Origin of the sequence: Cohnella massiliensis (genome assembly GCF_900169535.1) — a bacterium.
Taxonomy (GTDB): domain Bacteria; phylum Bacillota; class Bacilli; order Paenibacillales; family Paenibacillaceae; genus Cohnella; species Cohnella algarum.
Map to the genome: position 1 here is coordinate 1,588,041 of NZ_LT821259.1, position 23,238 is coordinate 1,611,278.

At 58.9% G+C, this 23,238-nt stretch carries 24 protein-coding genes and 1 riboswitch; of the genes, 22 read left to right on the forward strand and 2 right to left on the reverse strand.

The features are described from left to right. The first annotated feature begins 7 nt into the window (after window positions 1–7). From B7E11_RS21135 to B7E11_RS21230, 19 genes are all read left to right on the forward strand, one after another. Entirely contained in the window at window positions 8–442 is a 435-nt protein-coding gene (locus B7E11_RS21135) for a peptidylprolyl isomerase (RefSeq protein WP_080838539.1), read from the forward strand. A gap of 836 nt (window positions 443–1,278) precedes the next feature. Next, window positions 1,279–1,468, forward strand: a riboswitch (FMN riboswitch). Between the two features lie 428 nt (window positions 1,469–1,896). After that, complete coding sequence (gene ribD / locus B7E11_RS21145) at window positions 1,897–2,997, forward strand: bifunctional diaminohydroxyphosphoribosylaminopyrimidine deaminase/5-amino-6-(5-phosphoribosylamino)uracil reductase RibD (RefSeq protein WP_080838545.1); 1,101 nt, start codon at window positions 1,897–1,899, stop codon at window positions 2,995–2,997. 15 nt (window positions 2,998–3,012) lie between these two features. Then, window positions 3,013–3,696 carry a riboflavin synthase gene (ribE, locus tag B7E11_RS21150; RefSeq protein ID WP_080838548.1) on the forward strand — a complete coding sequence of 228 codons (684 nt, stop codon included), beginning with the start codon at window positions 3,013–3,015 and terminating at the stop codon, window positions 3,694–3,696. 233 nt (window positions 3,697–3,929) lie between these two features. Beyond that, on the forward strand, window positions 3,930–5,216 hold the full coding sequence (locus B7E11_RS21155) for a bifunctional 3,4-dihydroxy-2-butanone-4-phosphate synthase/GTP cyclohydrolase II (protein ID WP_080838551.1): 1,287 nt from the start codon (window positions 3,930–3,932) through the stop codon (window positions 5,214–5,216). Window positions 5,217–5,224: 8 nt separating this feature from the next. Then, window positions 5,225–5,695 carry a 6,7-dimethyl-8-ribityllumazine synthase gene (gene ribH / locus B7E11_RS21160; protein ID WP_080838553.1) on the forward strand — a complete coding sequence of 157 codons (471 nt, stop codon included), beginning with the start codon at window positions 5,225–5,227 and terminating at the stop codon, window positions 5,693–5,695. Between the two features lie 79 nt (window positions 5,696–5,774). Continuing rightward, on the forward strand, window positions 5,775–6,569 hold the full coding sequence (locus tag B7E11_RS21165; RefSeq protein WP_080838556.1) for a segregation and condensation protein A: 795 nt from the start codon (window positions 5,775–5,777) through the stop codon (window positions 6,567–6,569). Then, window positions 6,538–7,155 carry an SMC-Scp complex subunit ScpB gene (gene scpB / locus B7E11_RS21170; RefSeq protein WP_080838558.1) on the forward strand — a complete coding sequence of 206 codons (618 nt, stop codon included), beginning with the start codon at window positions 6,538–6,540 and terminating at the stop codon, window positions 7,153–7,155. Before B7E11_RS21165 ends, scpB begins: the two co-directional genes overlap by 32 nt. Window positions 7,156–7,227: 72 nt before the next feature. Further along, window positions 7,228–7,902 (forward strand): DUF2953 domain-containing protein, encoded by a 675-nt coding sequence (locus B7E11_RS21175; protein WP_176220843.1) that lies wholly within the window; start codon window positions 7,228–7,230, stop codon window positions 7,900–7,902. Between the two features lie 91 nt (window positions 7,903–7,993). Beyond that, a complete protein-coding gene (gene ytfJ / locus B7E11_RS21180) occupies window positions 7,994–8,470 on the forward strand; it encodes a GerW family sporulation protein (RefSeq protein ID WP_080838564.1) in 477 nt (158 codons plus the stop codon). Window positions 8,471–8,592: 122 nt separating this feature from the next. After that, a complete protein-coding gene (locus B7E11_RS21185) occupies window positions 8,593–9,693 on the forward strand; it encodes a D-alanyl-D-alanine carboxypeptidase family protein (protein WP_080838567.1) in 1,101 nt (366 codons plus the stop codon). A 28-nt stretch (window positions 9,694–9,721) separates the two neighbouring features. Further along, window positions 9,722–10,351 carry a nucleoside recognition domain-containing protein gene (locus B7E11_RS21190; protein ID WP_080838569.1) on the forward strand — a complete coding sequence of 210 codons (630 nt, stop codon included), beginning with the start codon at window positions 9,722–9,724 and terminating at the stop codon, window positions 10,349–10,351. Window positions 10,352–10,354: 3 nt separating this feature from the next. Further along, window positions 10,355–10,885 (forward strand): spore maturation protein, encoded by a 531-nt coding sequence (locus tag B7E11_RS21195; RefSeq protein WP_080838572.1) that lies wholly within the window; start codon window positions 10,355–10,357, stop codon window positions 10,883–10,885. 40 nt (window positions 10,886–10,925) lie between these two features. After that, the gene (locus B7E11_RS21200) at window positions 10,926–11,672 is read left to right on the forward strand and encodes a pseudouridine synthase (protein ID WP_080838575.1); all 747 of its coding nucleotides are present in this window, start codon (window positions 10,926–10,928) and stop codon (window positions 11,670–11,672) included. Window positions 11,673–11,783: 111 nt separating this feature from the next. Then, window positions 11,784–12,314: a redoxin domain-containing protein gene (locus tag B7E11_RS21205; RefSeq protein ID WP_245809784.1), complete on the forward strand. Its 531-nt coding sequence runs from the start codon at window positions 11,784–11,786 to the stop codon at window positions 12,312–12,314. A 35-nt stretch (window positions 12,315–12,349) separates the two neighbouring features. Further along, the gene (gene resB, locus B7E11_RS21210) at window positions 12,350–14,032 is read left to right on the forward strand and encodes a cytochrome c biogenesis protein ResB (protein ID WP_080838580.1); all 1,683 of its coding nucleotides are present in this window, start codon (window positions 12,350–12,352) and stop codon (window positions 14,030–14,032) included. 2 nt (window positions 14,033–14,034) lie between these two features. After that, window positions 14,035–15,297 (forward strand): cytochrome c biogenesis protein CcsA, encoded by a 1,263-nt coding sequence (gene ccsA, locus B7E11_RS21215; RefSeq protein ID WP_080838582.1) that lies wholly within the window; start codon window positions 14,035–14,037, stop codon window positions 15,295–15,297. A gap of 41 nt (window positions 15,298–15,338) precedes the next feature. Then, complete coding sequence (locus B7E11_RS21220; protein WP_080838585.1) at window positions 15,339–16,058, forward strand: response regulator transcription factor; 720 nt, start codon at window positions 15,339–15,341, stop codon at window positions 16,056–16,058. 3 nt (window positions 16,059–16,061) lie between these two features. Continuing rightward, window positions 16,062–17,510, forward strand: coding sequence for a HAMP domain-containing sensor histidine kinase (locus B7E11_RS21225; protein ID WP_080838588.1), 1,449 nt, complete (start codon window positions 16,062–16,064; stop codon window positions 17,508–17,510). Between the two features lie 45 nt (window positions 17,511–17,555). Continuing rightward, window positions 17,556–18,848 (forward strand): MFS transporter, encoded by a 1,293-nt coding sequence (locus B7E11_RS21230; protein WP_245809785.1) that lies wholly within the window; start codon window positions 17,556–17,558, stop codon window positions 18,846–18,848. 88 nt (window positions 18,849–18,936) lie between these two features. On the opposite strand, the gene serA is transcribed toward B7E11_RS21230, so the two are convergent. Together serA and B7E11_RS21240 are read right to left on the reverse strand one after the other, a co-directional pair. After that, complete coding sequence (gene serA, locus B7E11_RS21235; RefSeq protein ID WP_080838593.1) at window positions 18,937–20,529, reverse strand: phosphoglycerate dehydrogenase; 1,593 nt, start codon at window positions 20,527–20,529, stop codon at window positions 18,937–18,939. 196 nt (window positions 20,530–20,725) lie between these two features. Then, a complete protein-coding gene (locus B7E11_RS21240) occupies window positions 20,726–21,646 on the reverse strand; it encodes a hypothetical protein (protein WP_139787273.1) in 921 nt (306 codons plus the stop codon). A 119-nt stretch (window positions 21,647–21,765) separates the two neighbouring features. Between B7E11_RS21240 and B7E11_RS21245 the strand changes: the two genes are divergently transcribed. From B7E11_RS21245 to B7E11_RS21255, 3 genes are all read left to right on the forward strand, one after another. Beyond that, window positions 21,766–22,365 (forward strand): CPBP family intramembrane glutamic endopeptidase, encoded by a 600-nt coding sequence (locus tag B7E11_RS21245; RefSeq protein WP_080838599.1) that lies wholly within the window; start codon window positions 21,766–21,768, stop codon window positions 22,363–22,365. Continuing rightward, complete coding sequence (locus B7E11_RS21250; RefSeq protein ID WP_080838602.1) at window positions 22,362–22,664, forward strand: hypothetical protein; 303 nt, start codon at window positions 22,362–22,364, stop codon at window positions 22,662–22,664. Before B7E11_RS21245 ends, B7E11_RS21250 begins: the two co-directional genes overlap by 4 nt. 114 nt (window positions 22,665–22,778) lie before the next feature. After that, window positions 22,779–23,102 carry a hypothetical protein gene (locus tag B7E11_RS21255; protein WP_080838605.1) on the forward strand — a complete coding sequence of 108 codons (324 nt, stop codon included), beginning with the start codon at window positions 22,779–22,781 and terminating at the stop codon, window positions 23,100–23,102. The last annotated feature ends 136 nt before the right edge of the window (window positions 23,103–23,238 follow it).

Here is a 23,238-nt window from a genome sequence, read left to right on the forward strand (position 1 = left end):
ATCGAATATGGCAAAGCAAGCGGTTATCAAGCTTGAGGACGGCAAGGAAGTCGTCATCGAACTGTTCGAGAAGGACGCTCCCGGAACGGTGGCGAACTTCGAAAAGCTCGCGAACTCCGGATTTTACGACGGCCTGACGTTCCACCGCGTCATTCCCGGGTTCGTCGCCCAGGGCGGCTGCCCGAACGGCAACGGAACCGGCGGGCCCGGCTACGAGATTCCGTGCGAAATCAACCCGAACAAGCACGAGCGTGGAGCGCTCGCGATGGCGCACCGCGGCCCGAACACCGGGGGCAGCCAGTTCTACATCGCGTATGCGCCGCAGCCGCACCTGGACGGCGTGCACACCGTATTCGGCAAGGTGACGTCCGGCATGGAGCATGTCGACGCGTTCAAAGGCCGCGACAAAATGGAAACCGTTCGCGTCGGCGAAGGGGCGTAAATCGCGTCAAGGAAGCGGTTCGCTTCGGGAGGTCCCGCATTCGGGCCTCACGCGCGGACGGCTTCTTCGGCGTGGGCGCGGGCTGAATTGCGGGGCTGATTGCACGGGCTGATGGTCGTTTCATGAGGCCGCGCGATTTATCGTACAAAATCGCCCCGTCAGGCGGTTATATATACGCATTTGTATGATTTTTCGTACACTCCCGTCATCTTACGTTTAGGCGCCTACAACTAAAAATTTGTTAAAACCGTTACCGGGGGAATATGAACCGCTTGACGAGCTGCGTTGGATTTTGTCCAACCAGCGAAGCGAAAATCGGGAAACGCGCTGTCTACGCTGGATTTTATCCAACGAAAAAGGGCATTTCGGGCGAAATGGACGGACAAGGCGTCATCCGATTGGATAAAATCCAACGTAGGGAGAGCGATTGGGGAAAACGGCGCTTTTGGTTGGATGAAATCCAACGCGGGCGGAGCGATTAACGAAAACGGTGCGGTTCGATCGGCGAAAACGGTGCTTTTAGTCGGGATCAAGTCCAACTTAGGCTAGTAATCGGCGAAACGGTGCGGAGCGATTGGGGAGAACGGCGCTTGCGAAATAAAATCCAACGTAGGTCACGCGTTCCGGGGTTCCGGACGAAAAGGCGTCGTTCGTGCGGCGCCCCTTAACGTTGGCGCCGGGAGCCCGATGGCGCCGAATCATGTAACTGCGCAAAGCCTGTCCTAATGGGGGACCGCCCAATGGCCAGCGCGGGGGCGCTTGGCGGCTGCGGAGGGGCAGCCTTTTTTTGGCTTGCAATTTATGCAGGCGAGTGGTAAACTTTCTTTCAATCAGCGACTTACCTTCGGGGCGGGGTGCAATTCCCCACCGGCGGTGATCGACGGAACGCGCAGGCCGCTAAGCGGACGCCGCCGTCGTCAGTCCGTGACCCGTCATCGCAGCTACCGGATAACCGGCGGGCGTGATGCGGTGGACCCGGTGCGAATCCGGGACCGACAGTAACAGTCTGGATGGGAGAAGGAAGCGCAGCGCGGCCGGGCCGCGTCTTTAGGCATCCAATCGACAGGAAAGCGAACGAGCGGCGCTTGCGCTAATCAGGCGCTAACGCTTTTTCAACGATAATCGCAAACAGGTTATCGTTTAAGCGACTTGGCATGTACCATTTTTCACATGGGACCATGTTGCGCGCATCGATTCGTCTTTCGGTACGGCGAGTTCGGGATCGGTTTGTTCGAGTCAAGACTTCTGCGGAAGACGCGATTCGGGGCCGGCCATCGTTTCGCGCCGCGTCGGTTGTCTTCGTTGTCCGCTTGTCTCGCATGCGAGCGAGCTTGGGACTTGTTTGCCTTTGGACGAAGCGATTTTTCGGTCGGATAACGCTGTGTAACCACCCCCGGGGCTTGCCGCTCCGGGTTTTTTTGTTTTTATTTCGGCGTCGGGAGCGTGGGAGGCAAATGGACATCATCAACGACGAATTTTACATGCGGCTTGCGCTGAATACGGCCGCTTCCGCCGCCGGCCAGACGGAAGTCAATCCGATGGTCGGCTGCGTCGTCGTCAATAACGGACGCGTCGTCGGCATCGGCGCCCACCTGCGCAGGGGAGAAGCCCATGCCGAGGTGCACGCGCTCAACATGGCGGGAGAGGACGCGAAGGGCTCCACCGCATACGTGACGCTCGAGCCGTGCAGCCACCACGGCCGGACGCCGCCCTGTTGCGAGCGCCTCATTCGCGAGGGCGTGGCCCGCGTCGTCGTCGCGACGGCCGATCCGAACCCGCTCGTGGCGGGCAGGGGGCTGGCCCGGCTCCGCGAGAGCGGCATCGAGGTGAAAGTCGGCGTGCTCAAAGCCGAGGCCGAGAAGCTGAACGAAGCGTTCAACAAGTACATCGTTACCGGCTTGCCGTTCGTCACGATCAAGACGGCGGTGACGATGGACGGCAAAATCGCGACGCGGGAAGGGCACAGCAAATGGATTACCGGGCCGGCGGCCCGGGAAGCGGTTCATGCGCTCCGCCATCGGAACAACGGCATCATGGTCGGCATCGGGACGGTGCTCGCGGACGACCCGGAATTGACGACGCGGCTCGGCGTTCCCGGCCTTCATCCGATTCGGATCGTGGTCGATTCGCAGCTTCGCCTGCCCGACTCGGCCCGCGTGCTGAACGGCGAGGCGCGGACGATCGTGCTGACGACGGCGGGCGCGGACGAAAATCGGGCCCGGTCGCTCAGGCAGCGGGGAGCGGAAGTAATCGCGTGCGGCGAGGGACCGAAGGTCGATCTCGCCGCCGCGCTTGCGGAACTCGGCCGCAGGGATATCGCCTCGCTGCTCGTGGAAGGAGGCGGCGCGCTGAACGGCGCGCTCGTCGAGGCCGGCCTCGTCGACAAGATCATGCTGTTCTACGCGCCGAAGCTGGTCGGCGGTGACGCTCCGCCGGCGTTTGCCTTTACCGGTCCCGAACGAATGGAAGAGGCGCTTTCGATCGAGCGGATTGAAATCGAGCGTTACGGGGACGATTGGTGCGTCAGCGGTTATCCCGCCAAGCCGAGGCTCTAGGAAGGAGGAACGGACATGTTCACGGGACTTATCGAAGAAATCGGAACGCTGCGGCGCGTGCAGCGGCGCGGTGAGGCGATGGTGCTGACGGTCGCCGCCGCCAAGGTGCTGGAAGGCGCGCGCCTCGGAGACAGCATCGCCGTCAACGGGGTGTGTCTCACGGTCATTTCGTTCGACGGATCTTCGTTCGACGCGGACGTCATGCCGGAAACGTTTCGACGCTCGACCTTGCACGAACTGAAGCCCGGCGATCCGGTCAACCTGGAACGGGCGATGCTTGCCGGGGGGCGATTCGGCGGACACATCGTGCAAGGGCACGTGGACGGCACGGCAACGGTCGTCTCCCGCCGGGCGGAAGCGAACGCGATCGTTTTCGCGATCAAGCCGCACAGTCCGGAATTGGTCCGCCAATCGGTGCCGAAAGGTTCGATTACGATCGACGGCACGAGCCTGACGATCGTATCGGTCGACGACGGCGCCGGAACGATTACCGTTTCCATCATTCCCCATACGCTGAAGGAAACGGCGATCCAGTTCAGGAAGCCGGGCGACACGGTCAATGTCGAGTGCGACATTTTGGGCAAATACGTCGATCATTTGCTCAGGCAGCGGTTCGGCGAACCGCCTGCGGGCACGGCTGTCCCCGGGGCGGCCGGCAGAGGCTTGACGGAAGCGATGCTGCGCGAAAACGGATTTTGATGATCGGCTGCCGGACATTCGAGTATCCGGGCAACCGGCATAACCGGCACCCGGACAGCCGAGATCCGAACAACCGAGATCCGGACAAACGGGCACCCGGACAACCGAGATTCCGACAACCGGCATTCGCATAACCGAGATTCGAATAAATCGGCATTCGGTCAACCGTTCGGACAATCGGGCATCCCGGCAATCGGATTTAAGTTAGCGCGAGAACAGAGGAGGACAACAGGATGGACGCCTTCAACTTCCATACGATAGAAGAAGCGATGCAGGATTTGCTGCAAGGCAAGGCGATCGTCGTCGTGGACGACGAAGATCGCGAAAACGAGGGCGATTTGATCGCGCTGGCGGACAAAGCGACCCCCGAAATCATCAACTTCATGATTACCGAGGGCCGAGGCCTCGTATGCGTGCCGATTACGGAGGAGCGCGCGGAGCAGCTCGATTTGCCGCCGATGGTCCAGCACAATACGGATTACCACGGCACCGCGTTTACCGTGTCCGTGGATGCCGTCGCGACGACGACCGGCATTTCGGCGTTCGAGCGCGCGGAGACGGTCAAGGCGCTCATCGATCCGGCTTCCGGCCCCGCCAGCTTCCGCAGGCCCGGCCACATGTTTCCGCTGATCGCCAAAAACGGCGGCGTCCTGCGCCGGGCGGGCCATACGGAAGCGGCCGTCGACCTCGCGCGCTTGTGCGGCACGTACCCGGCCGCGGTCATTTGCGAGGTCATCAAGGAAGACGGGACGATGGCCCGCCTGCCGGATCTGATCGAGTTCACGAAGCGCCACGGCCTGAAGCTCGTGACGATCCAGGATTTGATCCGCTATCGCAACGAGAAGGAAAAGCTGGTCAAACGCGAAGTGGAAATTCGGCTGCCGACCGATTTCGGAGAATTCCGGGCGATCGGGTATACGAACGTCGTCGACTACAAGGAGCACGTCGCCTTGGTTAAGGGGGACATCGACGGTTCGGCGCCGACCCTCGTTCGCGTCCATTCCGAGTGCTTGACGGGCGACGTCTTCCATTCGCACCGCTGCGACTGCGGGCCGCAGCTCGAAGCGGCGCTCAGGCAAATTGATGAAGCGGGCTCCGGCGTGTTATTGTATATGCGTCAGGAAGGCCGCGGCATCGGGCTTTTGAACAAGCTCCGGGCGTACAAGCTGCAGGAAGAAGGATTGGACACGGTCGAAGCGAATATCAAATTGGGCTTCGCCCCGGATTTGCGGGATTACGGCATCGGAGCGCAAATCCTGAAAGACATCGGCGTCCGCCGAATCCGGCTGCTGACGAACAATCCGCGCAAGATCAAAGGCTTGGAAGGCTACGGCCTGAGCGTCGTCGAGCGCGTCCCGATCCAAATGCCGGAAAACGAAGACAACGCCCGCTATTTGCATACGAAGCAAGATAAGCTCGGCCATCTGTTTTCTTTCCCGGAGGAAGGCCGCCGGACCGAACCCTTGAACGTCATCGAACAAAACGAACAAATTCCGGGCTTGACGCCGAAGAAAGGATGAATAATAATATGGCAGTCGTATATGAAGGCAATCTGATTTCCACCGGTTTAAAATATGGGGTCGTCGTCGGCCGTTTCAACGAATTTATTTCGACGAGACTGCTCAGCGGGGCGCTGGACGCGTTCAAACGCCACGGCGCGCAAGAGGACGAGGTTGAAATCGCCTGGGTGCCGGGCGCGTTCGAAATTCCGCTCGTCGCGCAGAAAATGGCCGAAAGCGGCAAGTACGACGCGGTCGTCACGCTCGGGGCCGTCATTCGCGGTTCCACGCCGCATTTCGATTTCGTTTCGAACGAAGTGGCCAAAGGCGTGGCCGCGACCGCACTGAAAACGGGCGTGCCGACGATTTTCGGCGTGCTGACGACCGACAGCATCGAGCAAGCGGTCGAAAGGGCCGGCACGAAAGCAGGCAACAAAGGCTGGGAAGCGGCCACGACGGCGATCGAAATGGCCAATCTTACGCGGGCGCTGAAAGGCTGAGCGGACGATCGCGGCCGCGGCTCGCGCGGTCGGCGCAAGCCGCTCGGTTTGCGCTCCGCAGAAAGGGTGACTTGGCGGCGTGACGGTGCTTTACAAGCTGGAAACGTTCGAAGGACCGCTCGATCTGCTTCTGCATTTGATCGACAAAGCGGAAATCGACATTCAGGACATTTCCATCAGCGAAATAACGGATCAATATATCGAATATTTGGAAGCGATGCAGGAGCTGGAGCTGGACGTGACCAGCGAGTTTCTGGTCATGGCCGCCACCCTGCTCTCCATGAAGAGCAGACAGCTGTTGCCCAAGCCTCCGGCGACGGAAGAGCCCTGGGTCACGATGGACGACGACGGGGAAGATCCCCGCGAGGAACTGATCCGCAAGCTGCTGGAATACCGGAAATTCAAAGCGGCCGCGAGCCAGCTTCGCGAGCACGAACTGGAGCGAAGCCGGGTATTCACGCGCGAGCCGGCCGATTTGTCCCCGTACGTTCGCGACGTTCAAATCAATCCCGTGGAAGGCTTGCACGTGGACGATCTCGTCCGGGCCTTCCGCAGGGCGCTGCGGAGGGAGGCCGGCCGCAATCGCGTCGCCTCGATTGCCCGCGACGAAATTTCCGTCAAGGACCGGATCCGCGATATCATGGACGCGCTCAAGCGCAAAGCGGCCGAAGGGGAAGGCAAAGTGCTGTTTTCCCAACTGGTCGGAGACCGGTTCGACCGCAATGAAATCGTGGCGACTTTTCTCGCGATTCTGGAATTGATGAAACGTCGCTGGGTGCTTTGCCATCAGAACAAGCTGTTTGACGATATTGTCGTCAGTTGGACGGGAAGGGAGGGCGACGATGGACTATTCGACATTGAGGTCGGTACTTGAGGGGCTCCTGTTCGTAGCGGGAGAAGACGGCCTCAGCGCCAAAGCGATGGCGGAAGTCGTCGAAATGAACGCGGACGTCGTGCTTGACGTTCTTCGCGACCTGCAAAGCGATTACGTTCGCGACAATCGCGGACTGCGCATTGCCGAGGTGGCGGGAGGATTCAGGCTGACGACGGCTCCGGAGCACGCGCCGTATCTCGAAAAGCTGGCCTACTCGCCCGCCAGGACCGCCCTGTCCCAGGCCGCTTTGGAGACGCTGTCCATCGTGGCCTACCGCCAGCCGATCACCCGCGTCGAAATCGAGGAAATCCGCGGGGTCAAATCCGATCGGCCGATCCATACGCTCGTCGCGAAGGACTTGATCGAGGAAGTCGGGCGCGCCGACGCGATCGGAAGGCCGATCCTGTACGGCACGACCAAAGCTTTTCTCGACTATTTCGGACTGCCGGATCTCCAGCATCTTCCCGACCCGCTCGTAGCCGAGGGAGACGACGAGCTGGAGGAGCGCACGAAGCTGTTGTTCGACCGGATCGAAGGCCGCCAGCTGACGATGGACGATCTGAACCGGGCATTGGAAACGAATTGAATCGGTTCCAGCCGTATGAACCGAAACCGGAAAAGGCCATACTATTCCCACACGAAAGGCGGCGGGGAACGTATGGCTTTTTGGCATTTCTTGGCGATCGGATGCGTGTTGGCATTGGCGATTGCCGTATGGGCTTCGTCCATCAGAATTCGGATCCGTTATTCGCGCAGCGGCCATTTCGACCAGCTGGTCGTCATCGCGAGAGCGTTGTTCGGGCTTGTCCGGATCCAGACGGCCATTCCTTCGATCATGATCAAAGGTTTCGATATCGTCTATCGGCAAAGGGGAAAAGAGGAAGCAGGCCTGATCCGGCGCAAGAAACGAACGACCAAGCGGATCGGCATGCGCGGCGCTTCTCGGTTTATGAAAAGGTACCGAACATTGCTCGGCAACGTTTTCCATTTCAAAAAAAGGGTTCGAAAATTGCTGCGCAAGGTGGAATGCACGAGGTGGCGTCTCGACATCGAGATCGGGCTGGGCGACGCGGCGCTGACCGGGACCGCAGCCGGGCTTGCCTGGTCGGTTCTCGGCTGCGCGGCCGCCCTGACGGGTCATTTCGTCGCGCTTAAAACCCATCCCCACGGCAGCGTGAAGCCCAATTATTCCGGCGAGGAACTTTCGATCGTCTGGGAAGCGGATTTTCGTCTCCGATTCGGCGATGCGTTCGTCGAGTTGGCCAAATTCGGAACCGGCGCCCTGCGAATCGCGAAGACGGTGCGATCGTGGCGCGCGGCTCCCGGTTCTTAGCGTCCGGCCAGCCGACGGCCGGCGAATAAAAAGCTCGGCGTTGTAGCAAAATGAAACCGCGTAGAATGCGAAAAAGAAAAGGAGTGTCACGATGTCCGAGCATCCGATTAAAGGCCTTATGCAAACGGCAATGGAAAATATCAAGGAAATGGTGGACGTCAACACCATCGTCGGCGAGCCGGTCCAAACGCCGGACGGCAGCGTCATTATGCCGATTTCCAAAGTCGGGTTCGGATTCGCGGCCGGGGGCAGCGAATTTCAGGCGGCCGACGAAACCGATAGCGCGGGCGCCGGCGGCAGCCCGTCCGACGCGCACCGCGCGTCCGTCGCGCTTCCGTTCGGCGGGGGCAGCGGCGGCGGCGTTTCGATCACGCCGATCGCGTTTCTGGTCGTCGGCGTGCAAGGAGTCAAAATCGTTCCCCTGGACAATCAGACCCATCTGCTCGAAAGGCTGATCGATGCGGCACCGGCCTGGGTCGAAAAACTCCAGGGCTTGATCAAAACGGGTCCGCAACGCGAAGGGAACGAAAATATCGCCATTCGCTCTCCGTCTCCGGATCTGATGTAGCCCGAAACGAACTGGCCTATGGCAGCAAGAGGGAAACCGGCCGATTTGGCCGGTTTTTCATTTCGCATGAGAGCGGACATACTTTTGGACATGCCGACATATTTTGAATCAGGAGGCACAACATGAAGCACGCCGCAGCATCCATAACCCGCTACGCGATAATCGCCTTGTTCGGCGGATGCCTCGCGCTCGTTCCGCCCGCGTTTCACGTTTCCCGCGCGTACGCCTCGTCCTCGCAGCCGCACGGCCCGGGAGCCGTCGGCCGCCCGTCGACGCACGCCCAAGCGGCGGCGCTGATCGACGTCCGATCCGGGCGCCTGCTGTACGATCACCGCGGCGACGAGCCAATGCGAATCGCGAGCCTGACGAAAATCATGACCGCGATCGTCGCGATCGAGCATGGAGATCCGAGCGGCGTCGTCACCGTGAGCAAACGCGCCGCCGGCAAAGAAGGTTCCTCCATCTATCTGAAAGCCGGGGAAAAAATGAAGCTGGCCGATATGCTATACGGCCTCATGCTTCGGTCCGGCAACGACGCGGCCATGGCGATTGCCGAGCATGTGGGCGGAAGCGTGGAAGGGTTCGTTTTTTTGATGAATCGCAAAGCGGAAGAGCTCGGGCTGGACCGCACCCGTTTCGCGAATCCGAGCGGGCTGGACCAGGACGGCCATTATTCGACCGCGAACGATTTGGCCAAGCTTGCCGCTTACGCGCTGCATAACGATTTGTTTCGGGAAATCGTCCGAACGAAGGTCAAGACGGCTCCGAATCCGTACGATCCATGGGATTACAAGTGGGTCAACAAAAATAAAATGCTGTTTCAGTACGAAGGCGCGGACGGCGTCAAAACGGGCTATACGAAAAAAGCGCTGCGCTGCCTCGTCAGTTCCGCCACGAAAAACGGCCAGCAGCTCGTCGCGGTAACGCTGAACGATCGGGACGATTGGCTCGACCACCGAAACATGCTCGATTACGGATTCGCCCGTTATCCGCTGCAGCGAATTATAGGGAAGGGAGAACCTTTCGCGGGCTATCCTTATATCGCGATGACCGAATTCGCTTATCCTCTCGCGCAGGGAGAGCGGGAGCAGCTGAAAGCGCATTTCGCGCCGGCCGCTTCGACAAGCCTGGATTATGCGTTCGGGTATCGCGGCAAGCTGATCTTCCGGATCGGCGACCGGACGATCGGAACGATCGGCCTGACAGAGGCAAGCCATGACTGATTTTTGATTTTGGGGGAGGGCGGTTCAATTGGTCAACGGGATTTGGCTCGGCATGATCGTGTTCAGCGTCGGCTACGCCGCCGTCAACGGCCGCGTTCAGCAGGTGACGGAGGCGGTATTCACGGGAGCGCAGACGGGCGTTACCGTTTGCTTCGGGCTGATCAGCATCATGGTGTTCTGGCTCGGCATGATGCGCATCGCCGAATCGGCCGGGCTGGTCGGCCTGCTTTCGCGAGCGGTCGCTCCCGCCGTGCGCTGGCTGTTTCCGGACGTGCCCAACAACCACCCCGCCTTCGGCTTTATCCTTTCGAATATGAGCGCTAACCTGCTCGGACTCGGCAATGCCGCAACGCCGATGGGGATTCGGGCGATGCAGGAGCTGCAGAAGCTCAATCCCCGTCCCGACACGGCCACGCCCGCGATGTGCACGCTGCTTGCCCTCAATACGGCCAGCATCACGCTCGTGCCGACGACGCTGATCGCGATCCGGATGAATTTCGGCTCCGCTCATCCCGCGGACATTATCTCGTCGACGCTGCTTGCCACGATCGTCTCGACCGGGGCTGCGATCGCCGCCGACCGATGGTACCGGAGCCGCAACCGAAAAGCGCCGCCGCTTCGCTTGGGTCCGGCCGAGGCGGAAACGAAAGGAGGGTGATCGATGCTCTCCTTTCTTCACGCTTTGTCCGCCTGGGCGATTCCGATGCTCATCGTCTTCATTCCGCTTTATGCCGCGTTTCGGAAAGTGCCCGTTTACGAGACGTTCGTCGACGGGGCGAAGGACGGCTTTCAAACCGCGATCGGCATCATCCCCCATCTGGTCGGCATGCTGACTGCGATCAGCATGTTCCGCGCTTCGGGAGCGCTTGACGCCCTCGTCGGCCTCGTCCGCCCGTTTTTCGAACGGATCGGCGTCCCCGGCGACGTGCTGCCGCTCGGTCTGCTGCGGCCGATTACCGGAGCGGGCGCCCTTGCCTACACGACCGACCTGATCAAGGAGTTCGGCCCGGATTCGATGATCGCCCGCATCGCGTCGACCATTCAAGGGAGCACCGATACGACGCTTTACGTGCTGACCGTCTACTTCGGCGCCATCGGCATCCGGCGTTCCGGCTACGCCCTCAAGGTCGGCCTGTTTTCGGACGTCGTCGGTTTTTTCGCCGCCGTCGCCGCATGCTTGTTGTTGTTTTAAACCTTTCGTCCATGTATGATGAAGGATGAGGTGAACATCATTGGAACGATTGCAAAAAGTACTCGCGAATGCCGGCGTCGCCTCGAGGCGCAAATGCGAGGAACTGATAAAAGAGGGGAAAGTGACGGTCAACGGGGAAGTCGTGACCGAGCTCGGCGTGAAAGCCGACCCCGCCAAGGACGATATCGCGGTGAACGGAAAGCGGATCCGCTCCGAACGAAAGATTTATTTGATGTTCAACAAGCCTAAAGGCGTCATCACGAGCGTCAACGATCCGAAAGGGCGCCCCGTCGTGACGGACTACCTGAAAGGCGTCAACGAGCGGGTCTATCCGGTGGGACGGCTCGATTTCGATACGGAGGGCCTGCTCCTGCTCACGAACGACGGCGAGCTGGCGCATAAGCTGATGCACCCGCGGCACCACGTCCCGAAGACGTATTTGGCCACCGTGGAGCGGGTGCCGCACGGCGACGCGCTGGACAAGCTGAAGCGGGGCATCAAGCTGGAGGACGGGATGACCGCGCCGGCCGACGTCGAATACCACGACGTGGACCCCGACAAAAAGCAGGCCACCATCCGCATTACGATCCGCGAGGGGCGCAACCGGCAGGTGCGGCGGATGTTCGAGGCGATCCATCACCCCGTCATCCGGCTCAAGCGCATTTCGTTCGGGGGACTCGCGCTCGACAATTTGCAGCGGGGCAAATACCGCAAGCTGTCCGGCGAGGAAGTCCGGCTGCTGACGGAGGCCGCGGACGGGGCGGAAGACGCGAACCGGGCGGAGTGATTTACGTCACACAATGTTCATAACCGGAGGTCCGGGCGCTTGCCTGCGGCCCCGGTATTTTCGTTATAATCAAGTCGAAGGTTTTACGCGAAAAAAAACGGAAATACGGCGGTGAAATCATTGAAGCGTTACCGGAAGCCCATCCAGTATATCATCCTCGCCTTCGTCGTCGCGATCGGCGGATACGCGATCGGGCAATCTTTTTTCAAAACGTCCGAAGTGCTCGAAACCGGCCAAGGGGCGCCCGAATTTACGCTCGCGGATTTGTCCGGGGAGACGCATTCCTTGGACGATTATAAAGGCAAGCCGCTCGTGCTGAATTTCTGGGGAACGTTTTGTCCTCCGTGCCGCAACGAAATGCCCGACCTGCAGAAGGTGTACGAAAAGTGGCAGGACCAGGGGCTCCAGGTCGTCGGCATCAACCTGAGCGAAGACAGGGTGAGCGTTCGCAGCTTCGCGCAAAGCGTCGGCGTGAATTTTCCCATCCTGCTCGACAAAAATCGCAAAATCGAACGCCTGTACGGCTTGCGGGAATATCCGACCACGTTTTTTATCGGATCGGACGGCACCATCGAAGAAATCGCCATCGGCGGGCCGATGAGCGAAGCATTTATCGAAGAGAGGGTCGAACGGCTGTTCTAGCCGCCCAGGCTCCTTGCAAGGAGGCATAAGCTTCATTGTTTCAAAATACGAAATGCGAATGCGGACATCAAAATCCGACGGGAACGGTGCTTTGCGAAGCTTGCGGCAAGCCGCTTGTCGAAGACTTGCCGCTGGACAGTCCGCTGGAGATGCGGTACGACGGCGTCGCCCGCCGCTCGCAAAAGTCGAACCCGTCCTGGATCGACCGGATCTGGAACTTTTTTTCCTCCGTCAAAATCGCCGTCTGGCTGATCGTCATTACGCTGATCGGCGCGGCGCTGGGCACGATTTATCCGCAGGAAAGCTCGTTCGTCAATCTGTACGATCCGGCGCAGTATTATAAGGATACATACGGAACGTGGGGCGCGATTTATCAATTTCTCGGATTGTCCCGAACGTATGAATCGTGGTGGTTCATCGGCCTGCTCGTCATGATCGGCACGTCGCTCGTCGTTTGCAGCCTCGACCGCGTCCTTCCGCTTTACAAGGCGCTGTCCAAGCAGCAGGTGCGCAAGCATATGACGTTTCTGAAGCGCCAGCAGACCGCATTCGAAACGACGCTCGAGATCGACGCCGGCGAGTGGATGCAGAGGTTTCAGAGGGAACTGAAGCGAAAGCGCTACCGGGTTTGGGTGGATCCGAACGACGGAACGGCGCTGCTCGCCGAGAAGAACCGGTTCAGCCGCTGGGGGCCTTACATCAACCATATCGGCCTTATCGTGTTTTTGCTGGCGGTGCTGGGACGGGCCGTTCCGGCCTGGCATATGGACGCGTACGTCTCGCTCGACGAAGGGCAGATCAAGCAAATTCCGAACACGCAATACTACGTCAAGAACGAGAAATTCACGGTCGAGTACTACACGGACGACGAGCTTCCCGAAAGGCTGAAGGGCACGCTAAGGGCGAAGCTGTACGAAACGAAGGCGACGCTGTACGAATGCACGGCGGACTGCGACGATCCGGTCAAAGAGCCGGTGCTGACGCAGGTGGCGCAGCACGACATCCAGGTGAACAGCCCGCTATCTTACGAAGGGTTGAAGCTGTACCAGTACAACTACGACGAGCGGATCCGGCTCCTTTCGGTCAAGCCGAAGCTGATCGATACGCAAACCGGCGAAACGTACGGCCCGTTCGAGCTTCCGATGACCAATCCTCCGTTGACTTACGAGGCCGGGCCCTATACGCTGAAGTTGAGCAATCTTTTTCCCGATTTCGGCCTGGACGAGTACAACCGCCCGATGACGAAATCGCGCGAAACGATCAATCCCGCCTTCGTGTTTGTCGTGACGGGACCCGGCATCGCGCCGGACGGCGAAATGTATATGTATTTCCCGCTGCCGTCGGCGGACAACAAGACGCTGCAAAGCCAGCTGAACGAAAGCTTCCGAAAGCTCGGCACCAATACCGGCCGTTTTTCGTTCGAAGTGGGCGACATGCAAAACGTCGAGTTTTCGCTGTACAATTCGACCCTGAACGTGCGCGTGGATCGCGCGATGCCGTTTATTTGGGTAGGGGCCGCCATTTCGATGATCGGGCTCGTTATGGGCTTCTACTGGCAGCACCGCCGGATCTGGCTCCGGATCGACGACGGCGACAAGCTTACGATCGGCGCGCACACGAACAAAAACACGTACGGCATCCGGGCGGAAGTGGCCGCCGCGCTCGGCAAAACCGGCATCAAGGTCGATCCGAAAGCGCTGGATAACAGGAGGAATTAACGTTGAACCAATGGCTTGCTTTTAGTGAAAATGCCTTTTTGGCCGCCTTTTTTCTGTACTGCGCCTCATTTATCGTCTATGCGGTGGCGGTAGCCGGAAAAAAATGGAGCAACCGCGCTCCGGAAGCCCACGTGAAGCGTTGGGGGAAGATCGGATTTATCCTGGCCGTCGTCGGCTGGATCGCCCACCTCGCCTTTTTCTTTACGCGCTGGAAGGGCGCGGGGCACATTCCGACGAGCAATATGTACGAGTTCATGACCTTCCTCGGCATGGCGATCATGCTTGCCTTCATTATTGTATATTTGATTTACCGCAAAGTTATGCTGGGCGCTTTCGCGCTTCCGCTTGTCGTCATCATTATCGCTTACGCTTCGGTGTTCCCTTCCGAGGTACAGCCGCTCATCCCGGCGCTGAATTCGATCTGGCTGTCGATCCACGTGACGACGGCGGCGCTGGGCGAAGCGTTTTTCGCGGTCGGCTTCGCGGCCGCCCTCGTGCATTTGATCCGCGTGCTCGACTATTCGCGCACCGACAAGGCGGCTCGCCGCTCGCAGAAGTGGACCGAGCTGGTGCTCGTTTTTATCGTCATCGTGATCGGCTTTCTCGTCTCGGTATTCGGCTTCCGCGCGGCGGGGTACGAAGCCCAGTTCAGCCAGGAAAAGTTCCGGATCGACGATGCCGGCCAGGAACAGACGACGGTGGAAAGGGTCGAGTATACGCTTCCGCCGATCGTCGCCCCGTACAATAGCGAAACGCTGGAAATGGACAGCTTCATCGGCATGGACAAGCCGTTGTTCGAGGCTCCGTCGTGGATGAACGGCGTGAACGCCGGCCGCAAGCTGAACACGATCATCTGGTCGATCCTCAGCGGGCTGATCTTGTACGCCCTGATTCGACTGATCGCCCGCAAGCCGATCGCGGCCGTCATCCGGCCGCATTTGGAAGGGATCGATCCGGACGACCTCGACGAAATCGCGTACCGGGCGATCGCGATCGGCTTCCCGGTATTTACGCTCGGGGCGCTCATCTTTGCGATGATCTGGGCGCAGATCGCCTGGTCCCGGTTCTGGGGCTGGGATCCGAAAGAAGTATGGGCCTTGATTACTTGGCTGTTCTACAGCGCCTATCTTCACCTGCGTCTTTCGCGCGGCTGGCAGGGAACGCGTTCGGCGTGGCTGGCGGTGATCGGTTTTATCGTCGTCCTCTTTACGCTGATTGGCGTCAATCTCGTCATCGCCGGCTTGCACTCCTACGCGGGCGTGTAAGAGAAGGCCGAGGGACATCCTAAGAATGGAGGGGATTGCATATGGCAAACCAAGCCGGCAACCGGATTTTGGTCGTAGACGATGAGGAACGGATTCGCCGTTTGCTCAAAATGTATTTGGAAAAAGAAGGGTACTCCGTGGACGAAGCGGAAGACGGGGAAACGGCTTTGCGCAAAGCGCTTCAGGATAATTACGATCTGATCGTGCTGGACTTGATGCTGCCCGGCATCGACGGCATCGAAGTATGCACCCGCCTGCGTCAAAGCAAGGCGACCCCGGTCGTCATGCTGACGGCCAAAGGGGAGGAAGTCAACCGGGTGCAGGGGTTTGAGGTCGGCGCGGACGATTACGTCGTGAAGCCGTTCAGCCCGCGCGAAGTCATTTTCCGCATCAAGGCGATTTTGCGCCGTTCTTCCGCGACGGCGTTTTTGTCCAAGGAACTGAACGCCAGCAACAATATCGTGTTCCCCCACCTCGTCATCGAGCATGACGCGCACCGGGTGACGGCGGGGGGCCAGGAAGTCAATTTGACGCCCAAGGAATACGAACTGCTGCATTATTTGGCCAGTTCTCCCGATAAAGTGTTCTCGCGCGAGGAGCTGCTGAAGGATGTGTGGAATTACGATTTCTTCGGCGATTTGCGGACGGTGGACACGCACGTGAAGCGTCTCCGCGAAAAGCTGAACCGGGTGTCGACCGAAGCGGCGGCGATGATCACGACGGTTTGGGGCGTCGGCTACAAGCTGGAGGTTTCCAAGTAGACGATGGCGATATGGAGAACGGTAGTCGGAAAATTGTGGCTGACGATGATGGGGCTTGTCGCCGTCGTCATAAGCACCATCGGATTGTTCCTTCTTCAATATATCGATTTGACGTTCGAAAATTCGGTAAAAGTAAAGCATTTGTTCGTAGCGGCGGGGGCTGTCGGTTTTTTGCTGACAACCTTTTTCGCTTTTTTTCTCCTGACGAAAATCACGCAGCCGCTTCGCGAAATGAAAGAAGCCGCCGACCAGATCGCGCAAGGGGATTACACCGTTCGGGTCGCCATCCGTTCGACGGACGAAATCGGGGATTTGGCCAATACGTTTAATCAAATGGCCTCCGAGATCGACTCGCTCATCCGCATCCTGGAGCACGAGCGGGATCATCTGAGCAGCGTGCTGCGCAGCATGACCGACGCGGTCATTTCCTTCAACGCGGACGGCGGCGTCATTTTGACCAATCCCCAGGGCCAAAGCCTGCTCGAGGAATGGAACGCCTACGGGTGGGAGGAAGACGACCTGCCGAAGCCGGGGCGCGTTCCCGAGCCGCTGCTCGAAGCGTACCGCGAAGTCATTTCCAGCGGCAAGGAGACGACGGCGAAGCTGAACGTCCAAAACGAGGTCTGGTCGGTGGCGATGACGCCGCTTGCTTCGACCAGCGGCGTCCGCGGCGTGGTGGCGGTGCTGCGCAACGTGACCGAGGAACATCGGCTGGAAAAATTCCGCAACGATTTCGTCGCCAACGTCTCCCACGAAATTCGCACGCCGTTGTCGATGGTTCAAGGCTATAGCGAAGCGCTGCTCGACGACATTGCAGGTTCGCCGGAGGAACGCCGCGAGATGACGCAAGTCATTCATGACGAATCGCTCCGCATGGGACGGCTCGTGAAAGACTTGCTCGATCTTGCCCGCATGGAAGCCGGCCATATGGACTTGCATTTCGAGCGGCTCGACATGGGCGAGCTGCTGGGCAGGGTATACCGCAAATTTGCCGTCCTGGCGAAGGAGAAAGGGATTGCCCTGACGAAATCGACGGATGATGAGCCCCTCGTGCTGGAGTCGGCGGATCGGGACCGGCTGGAGCAGGTACTGACCAATTTGCTCGACAACGCGATCCGGCATACGCCCGAAGGGGCCGAAATCCGGCTGACGGCCAGAAAGCTGGAAACGCAGGGCGGTCCCCAGCTCGAGCTTGTCGTGCAGGATGAAGGAGAGGGCATACACTCCGACGATTTGCCGTATATTTTCGAGAGGTTTTACAAAGCCGACAAGGCTCGCAAACGCGAATCGAGCGGCGGCACCGGCCTGGGACTGTTCATCGTCAAAACGCTGGTCGAAGCGCATCATGGAAAAATTCGCGCCCAAAGCAAGCCGGGGAGCGGGACGACGTTTACGATCACGCTGCCGATCGGCGGCGCTTCCAAAACGGCGGGAAAAACGGCACGTCCATAAACGGCGAACTGGCGACGCAGCTCGCAGACGATGGGGGAACTTTCGGTGGGACTTCTTCGGGAGTGGAAAGAACGTCTGAAAGGCTCGAGAACGGGCGGAGCGCATACGCTTGCGCCGGAAGCGTTCGTCACCTTGTTTATTCATGGCTGCTTCCAATTCGGCGCGTCCATGTCGGGGCTTTTCTTGAACTTGTACTTGTGGCGGCTGACGGAGGATTTATGGGTAAACGGCATGTTCAACGTGCTCGTCTACGGGATTACTCCGCTCGCATTCGCGGCCGGCGGCTACATCGCCAAGAAAAAAGACCGGATGGTGACGTACCGGATCGGCATTATGCTCATTGCCGTCTTTTATTTGGGCGTCATTTTCGCGCGGGAGCAGGTAGCGGCCTATTATCCTCTGTTCGCGCTGTTCAACGGCACCGCTCTCGGGTTTTATTGGGTCGGGTACCTTGTCCTGATGTACGACGTGACGAGCGAGCGGAATCGGGGACGCTTTCTCGGCTTGAACCTGATCGTGTTCAATACGGCCGGCCTCGCGGGGCCGGCGCTGGCCGGATACCTGATCGGCCAATTCGAAGGACTGCAGGGCTACATCGTCACGTTCGCGATAGCGTTCGTCATGTTCGCCCTGGCTTCGATGTTCAGTTTGAAGATCGGAGCGCTGAAAATGCGCCACCGCACGTATTATTTGAATTACGCCGGCGAAATGATGAAGCGGAACCGGCTGTGGCTGAACTCGTTGTTCGGCTATTTCATCCTCGGCCTGTTTCAAGGCATCATGCTTTTCCTTCCGAACATCTTGCTTTATCAAACCTATGGCCGGGAGGATCGGGTCGGTCTGCTGACGGTGTTTTTCGCTCTCATTACGATTGGAACCGCATTCTTCGTCTCCCGCCGAAAATCGCACGACCGCGCGAGACAGGACGTGTTCTGGTCCACTTTGATGTCCACCGGAGCCGCGTGCGTTCTGCTGATCGACATCAGCTGGTGGACGGTGCTGATCTTTATGATCGTGTTTTCCGTCTTCAATCCGCTGACCGTCAATTCCTTGAACGTCTATTATTACCGGCTTATGGACTTTTTGCCGCTCAAACGACAGTTCCGAATCGAATCGGTCGTCATTCGCGAATTGTTCCTCAACATCGGACGCGTCATCTCCATTTTCGGGCTGATCTCGTTCGCCGACAACCCGGAATCGGCCGCGCTGCCCGTCGTCCTGGTCGCGTCGTCGATTTTGCAATTCGGCATCGTCTTTCTGGTGGCCGGACGGGCGGAGCGGCCTGCGGGCAACGCCGTTGCGGCAGAACGCCGGCGGCAGGCGGCCGAAAAGGGATAACCGGCCGGCGAATCGCGCTCCTTGAACGAAAAGGGGTCGTCCCTCAGGTCCATGTCGACCTTTCGGGACGGCCCCTTCGTTCCGTCGATTAGAGCAATTGCACTTCTTTCGCTTTGACGAGATCCGGCAAGCTTTCCAATTGCGCGAGCACTTCTTTCGGCACGGCTTTGTCGACGCCGAGCACCATGATCGCGGCGCCGCCGACGTCTTTCCGGCCGACCTGCATCGTGGCGATGTTGATGTCGTTCGTCCCGAGAAGCGTGCCTACCCGGCCGATAATGCCCGGCTTGTCATGGTGCGATATCAGGACATGGTGGCCTTGCGGCTCGACGTCCACCGGATATTTGTCGATTTGCGTGATTCGGGCGCCGAATCCGTTCAGCAGGGCGCCGGCGACCATGCGCTCTTCCTTGGCCGAACGCAGCGTAACGGTGACGAGATTCGTAAAGCCTTTGCTGGCCGACGATTGGTTGACGACGATGTTGACTTCGCGCTTTTTGGCGAGATGCATCGCGTTGACCGCATTTACTTGCTCGGCTCCGAGGTGGTAGGACAATACGCCCTGCACGATATACCGGGTAAGCTGCTGCGTATCGACGTCGGCGAGCTCGCCCGCGTAGCCGACGACAATTTCCTTCACCGGGCCTTCGGTCATTTGAGCGGCAAAGCTGCCGAGCTTGCGGCCGAGCGAGAAATACGGCTCCAGCTTCGCCAGGACGTCGGCGGGAACCGGAGGCATGTTGACGGCGTTTTTGTACGGTTCGCCCCGCAAAATGTGCAGGAGCTGCTCCGAAACGTCGATCGCCACGTTCTCCTGGGCTTCGACGGTCGAAGCGCCGAGATGCGGCGTGACGATAATTTTCGGATGGGACAGGAAAGGATGCTCCGGCTTCGGCGGTTCTTCTTCGAAGACGTCGAACGCCGCCCCGGCGACGATCCCGGCGTCGATCGCCTCCACGAGCGCGGCTTCGTCGATAATGCCGCCGCGCGCGCAGTTGACGATCCGCATGCCCGGCTTCATGACCGCGAACTGCGCTTTGCCGATCATATGGCGGGTTTCCGGCGTCAGCGGCGTATGAACGGTAATGAAATCGGCGTTTTTGATCACTTCGTCGACGGAAGCCAGCTTGACGCCCATTTTTTGGGCGCGTTCTTCGGTCAGGAACGGATCGTAGCCGAGAACGGTCATGCCGAACGCTTTCGCCCGCGCGGCCACTTCGCTGCCGATGCGGCCCATGCCGAGCACGCCGAGCACCTTGTTGCGCAATTCCACGCCGACGAACGATTTGCGGTCCCATACGCCGCCGACCGTTTTCAAATAAGCTTGAGGAATATGGCGGGCCAGGGCCATCATCATGGCGAACGTGTGCTCGCACGTCGTGATCGTGTTGCCGTCCGGCGCGTTAATGACGATAATGCCGCGTTTGGTGGCGGCTTCCAGATCGATATTGTCGACGCCTACGCCCGCGCGGCCGATGACTTTCAGCCTTTTGCCGGCGGTCATAATGCGTTCGGTGACGCGGGTTTGGCTGCGGACGAGGAGGGCGTCGTACTCGCCGATAATCGCGGCAAGCTCGTCTTCGCTAAGTCCGGTCTTCTTGTCGACGGCGATGTCGACAGCCTCGACCAGTTGCGAGATGCCCAAGTCGCTGATCGGGTCCGATACCAACACTTTAAACATGTGAATCCCCCTAGGTTCGTTGTTTGCAATATTGAAAACACCCTCAATCAGTCCTCCGCCCGCGTGCAAGCGGCCGAACGGTGCGATGAGGGTGAACTCCGCAAGGTCACTTCGAAAAGCCTTTCTTATTTTAAAGCAATCGGACAGCCAAATGCAACGGTCAAACTGAAACAAAAAGGTGAAAGGGAACGTAAATCTACTTGTCCGGGAAAAAGAAGGGCAGCTGCGGAAGCAATTGCCCGCCGTAGAAGCGGTTCTTCAACTGGAGAAAGTCGCCGTCGCGAACGGCGTCGGTTTGCGTCAGCAGCTCGCCGACGGCACCCATCGATTTCAGCTTCATTTTGCCGGCTTGGCCGGAGGCGATGAACGCGTCGATTCGCGCGGTCAAATCGTGCGGCATATAGTCGCTGAGCTCGCGCTGATCGGCCAGAAATTCCGCGGTCAACAAGTTGCGGCGGACGAGCGGCAGCGTCTGCCATCGCGCCAAATCCACCATCGTATCGAGCTCGCTTTCGGCGTCGATGTCGGGATCGACGGTGGCCGCCCAGCGGAGCATGGATTCGTAATAGTTTTCCTGGGCGGACAAGCCTTGCTCGAGCGCTTGCGTATAGTACGCGTCGGATGCGAGAGCGTTCAGCAGGGCGGTGGCGGGCCCTTCGTTCGCTTCGGAGGCCTTCGCCTCAAAGCCGGTCGCGAACAGCTTGAGGCTTTTGAGGTAGGCGACTTGAGCATCCTGCAAAAGCGGCGATACCGGCGGGATATAAGCGACTTTCGCCGCGTCGTATTTTTGGTTGGCGGATTTTGCCAGTTCCTTCAGGGACGCGGAACGATCCGCCGTCGGATCGGACAGCCACTTCTGCTTGGCCGTCGTCCACTCCGTTATGAATTCACGATAAGGCAAAAATACGGTATGATAAAAGGATACGAGGTCTTGCTGCTGGTAGGCGTTGGCGGAAACCTGCCGGACGGCCGCGGTTTCGCCGCCGCTTTCGAAACGCGCTTCGGTTCGCTCGGTGCCGATCTTTACCCCGTAGAAGAACGCTCCTACCGCGACGATAAGCAAAAAGATAAATCCAAGTGCAAGCATGAGGTCGGTGCGAGTTAGACGTTTCTCCATCGGATACTCCTTTAACGACATGTTTTAGCAAAATTTGAGTCGGCGCAAGCCGCGTAGGTCAAGTATAAAAAAATAAACGGCGCTTGAACATATCCCAATTCGATAACCTTAGAGGTATTATGAAAAAATTCGACATTCGCAACATTAAAATACGCAAGGTGACCGTCGACGAGCTCGACGACAACATGCTGCTCGTCAATTTGTACTTGACCCAACTTCTTACTCTTATTATCGGTTTCATATGGGTGATTTTGCAGGGCAGAAACGCGATTAATTTATTTGCAATTCCTGACAGTTTCGAATTCGCCGGCTGGGCGGCCGGGCTTGCGGCCGTCATCGTCGCCTTCGACATCGGCATCTCGCGCTGGGTTCCGGAGGAGGCGATGGACGACGGGGGCGTAAACGAAAAAATTTTCCGAAAGCGCGCGGTCTGGCACATCGCCCTCATCTCGTTTATCGTTGCCGTATGCGAGGAGCTGCTGTTTCGGGGAGCGATCCAGCATTCGATCGGGCCCTATTGGACCAGCATCTTGTTCGCGGCCATTCACGTCCGGTATTTGCGGCACTGGATTCCGACCGGCATGGTTTTCGGGATCAGCTACGGCATCGGATTGCTGTACGATTTTACCGGCACGCTTTGGGCGCCGATCGCGACGCATTTCCTTTTTGACTTCGCCATGGGGTTGATCATTCGTTTTCGGAAGGAAGAGCAGAAATGAAAGAAAGCGACCATTCTTCGGTATGGACGCGCTACAAAGAAGCCAAGCGGATCGCGCTTGAGACGGAGGAAGAGAAACCGGAGAACGAAGAGCCGCGGACGCTCGAAGAACTGGAAGCGGCGATCGCCAGAACGGCCGAGCTGTCCGGCATTCCGGAGACGGGATTGCCGCCGCGCGCCGGCGTTCACGAACGGGCTTCGAGGGGCTACTCGCGCTGGTTTTACCGGGCGCTCGTCGTTCTGTTTACGGGCCTGGTCGTTTTTATGTTTTGGATGGGGAGGCAATATTACGGAGAATGACGAGGCCTTTCGCTTCCTGATTTTGAGGGAGCATGACCCGGGGCGCCGCGAGCCACACTATACCCGTCAATACCCGATAAGCGGGCAGCAAATAGGGCATCAGGAGGGAATAATGTGAAAATCGGTTCTTTCATTGTCGGAGGTTTGGCCGGAGCGGCGGTCGTCATGCTGATGCAGCGCAACGGACGCATGATGGCGATGGCCGGAACGGCCGGCGAAAGCCTGAAGCGCAGGGCGGGCGAAATGAAGGGCGAGGCGCTCGGACGGCTGTTTTCGATGGGGACGGGCGGCGAGCGCGGCTGGAGCGGCAAAGACCAATCCCGTGAGCGCGGGGAAAACGAGGGTCTCGGCCATGTCGCGAAGCTGGCGTCCCAAGACTCGGAGGTCAAGCGGCAAGTCGATAAAATCCTCGAAGAAAACGCCAAGCATCCCAATTGACGCAACCTCGAAACGAGAGCGGCGCTTTCTCTTCCGAAGCGGGAGAAAAGCGCCGTTTTTTTTGCGTTTCGGTGCTTTTTCCTAGTGCATTTCATGTGAAGAAGTGATAACATGTTGTAAAACGCATTTCAAGCAC

Bases quoted from the DNA above. Each gene is read 5' to 3' on its own strand.
- B7E11_RS21135 (WP_080838539.1), top strand. From the start codon at position 8: ATGGCAAAGCAAGCGGTTATCAAGCTTGAGGACGGCAAGGAAGTCGTC.
- ribD (WP_080838545.1), top strand. From the start codon at position 1,897: ATGGACATCATCAACGACGAATTTTACATGCGGCTTGCGCTGAATACG.
- ribE (WP_080838548.1), top strand. From the start codon at position 3,013: ATGTTCACGGGACTTATCGAAGAAATCGGAACGCTGCGGCGCGTGCAG.
- B7E11_RS21155 (WP_080838551.1), top strand. From the start codon at position 3,930: ATGGACGCCTTCAACTTCCATACGATAGAAGAAGCGATGCAGGATTTG.
- ribH (WP_080838553.1), top strand. From the start codon at position 5,225: ATGGCAGTCGTATATGAAGGCAATCTGATTTCCACCGGTTTAAAATAT.
- scpB (WP_080838558.1), top strand. From the start codon at position 6,538: ATGGACTATTCGACATTGAGGTCGGTACTTGAGGGGCTCCTGTTCGTA.
- B7E11_RS21175 (WP_176220843.1), top strand. From the start codon at position 7,228: ATGGCTTTTTGGCATTTCTTGGCGATCGGATGCGTGTTGGCATTGGCG.
- ytfJ (WP_080838564.1), top strand. From the start codon at position 7,994: ATGTCCGAGCATCCGATTAAAGGCCTTATGCAAACGGCAATGGAAAAT.
- B7E11_RS21185 (WP_080838567.1), top strand. From the start codon at position 8,593: ATGAAGCACGCCGCAGCATCCATAACCCGCTACGCGATAATCGCCTTG.
- B7E11_RS21195 (WP_080838572.1), top strand. From the start codon at position 10,355: ATGCTCTCCTTTCTTCACGCTTTGTCCGCCTGGGCGATTCCGATGCTC.
- B7E11_RS21220 (WP_080838585.1), top strand. From the start codon at position 15,339: ATGGCAAACCAAGCCGGCAACCGGATTTTGGTCGTAGACGATGAGGAA.
- B7E11_RS21225 (WP_080838588.1), top strand. From the start codon at position 16,062: ATGGCGATATGGAGAACGGTAGTCGGAAAATTGTGGCTGACGATGATG.
- serA (WP_080838593.1), bottom strand. From the start codon at position 20,529: ATGTTTAAAGTGTTGGTATCGGACCCGATCAGCGACTTGGGCATCTCG.
- B7E11_RS21240 (WP_139787273.1), bottom strand. From the start codon at position 21,646: ATGGAGAAACGTCTAACTCGCACCGACCTCATGCTTGCACTTGGATTT.
- B7E11_RS21245 (WP_080838599.1), top strand. From the start codon at position 21,766: ATGAAAAAATTCGACATTCGCAACATTAAAATACGCAAGGTGACCGTC.
- B7E11_RS21250 (WP_080838602.1), top strand. From the start codon at position 22,362: ATGAAAGAAAGCGACCATTCTTCGGTATGGACGCGCTACAAAGAAGCC.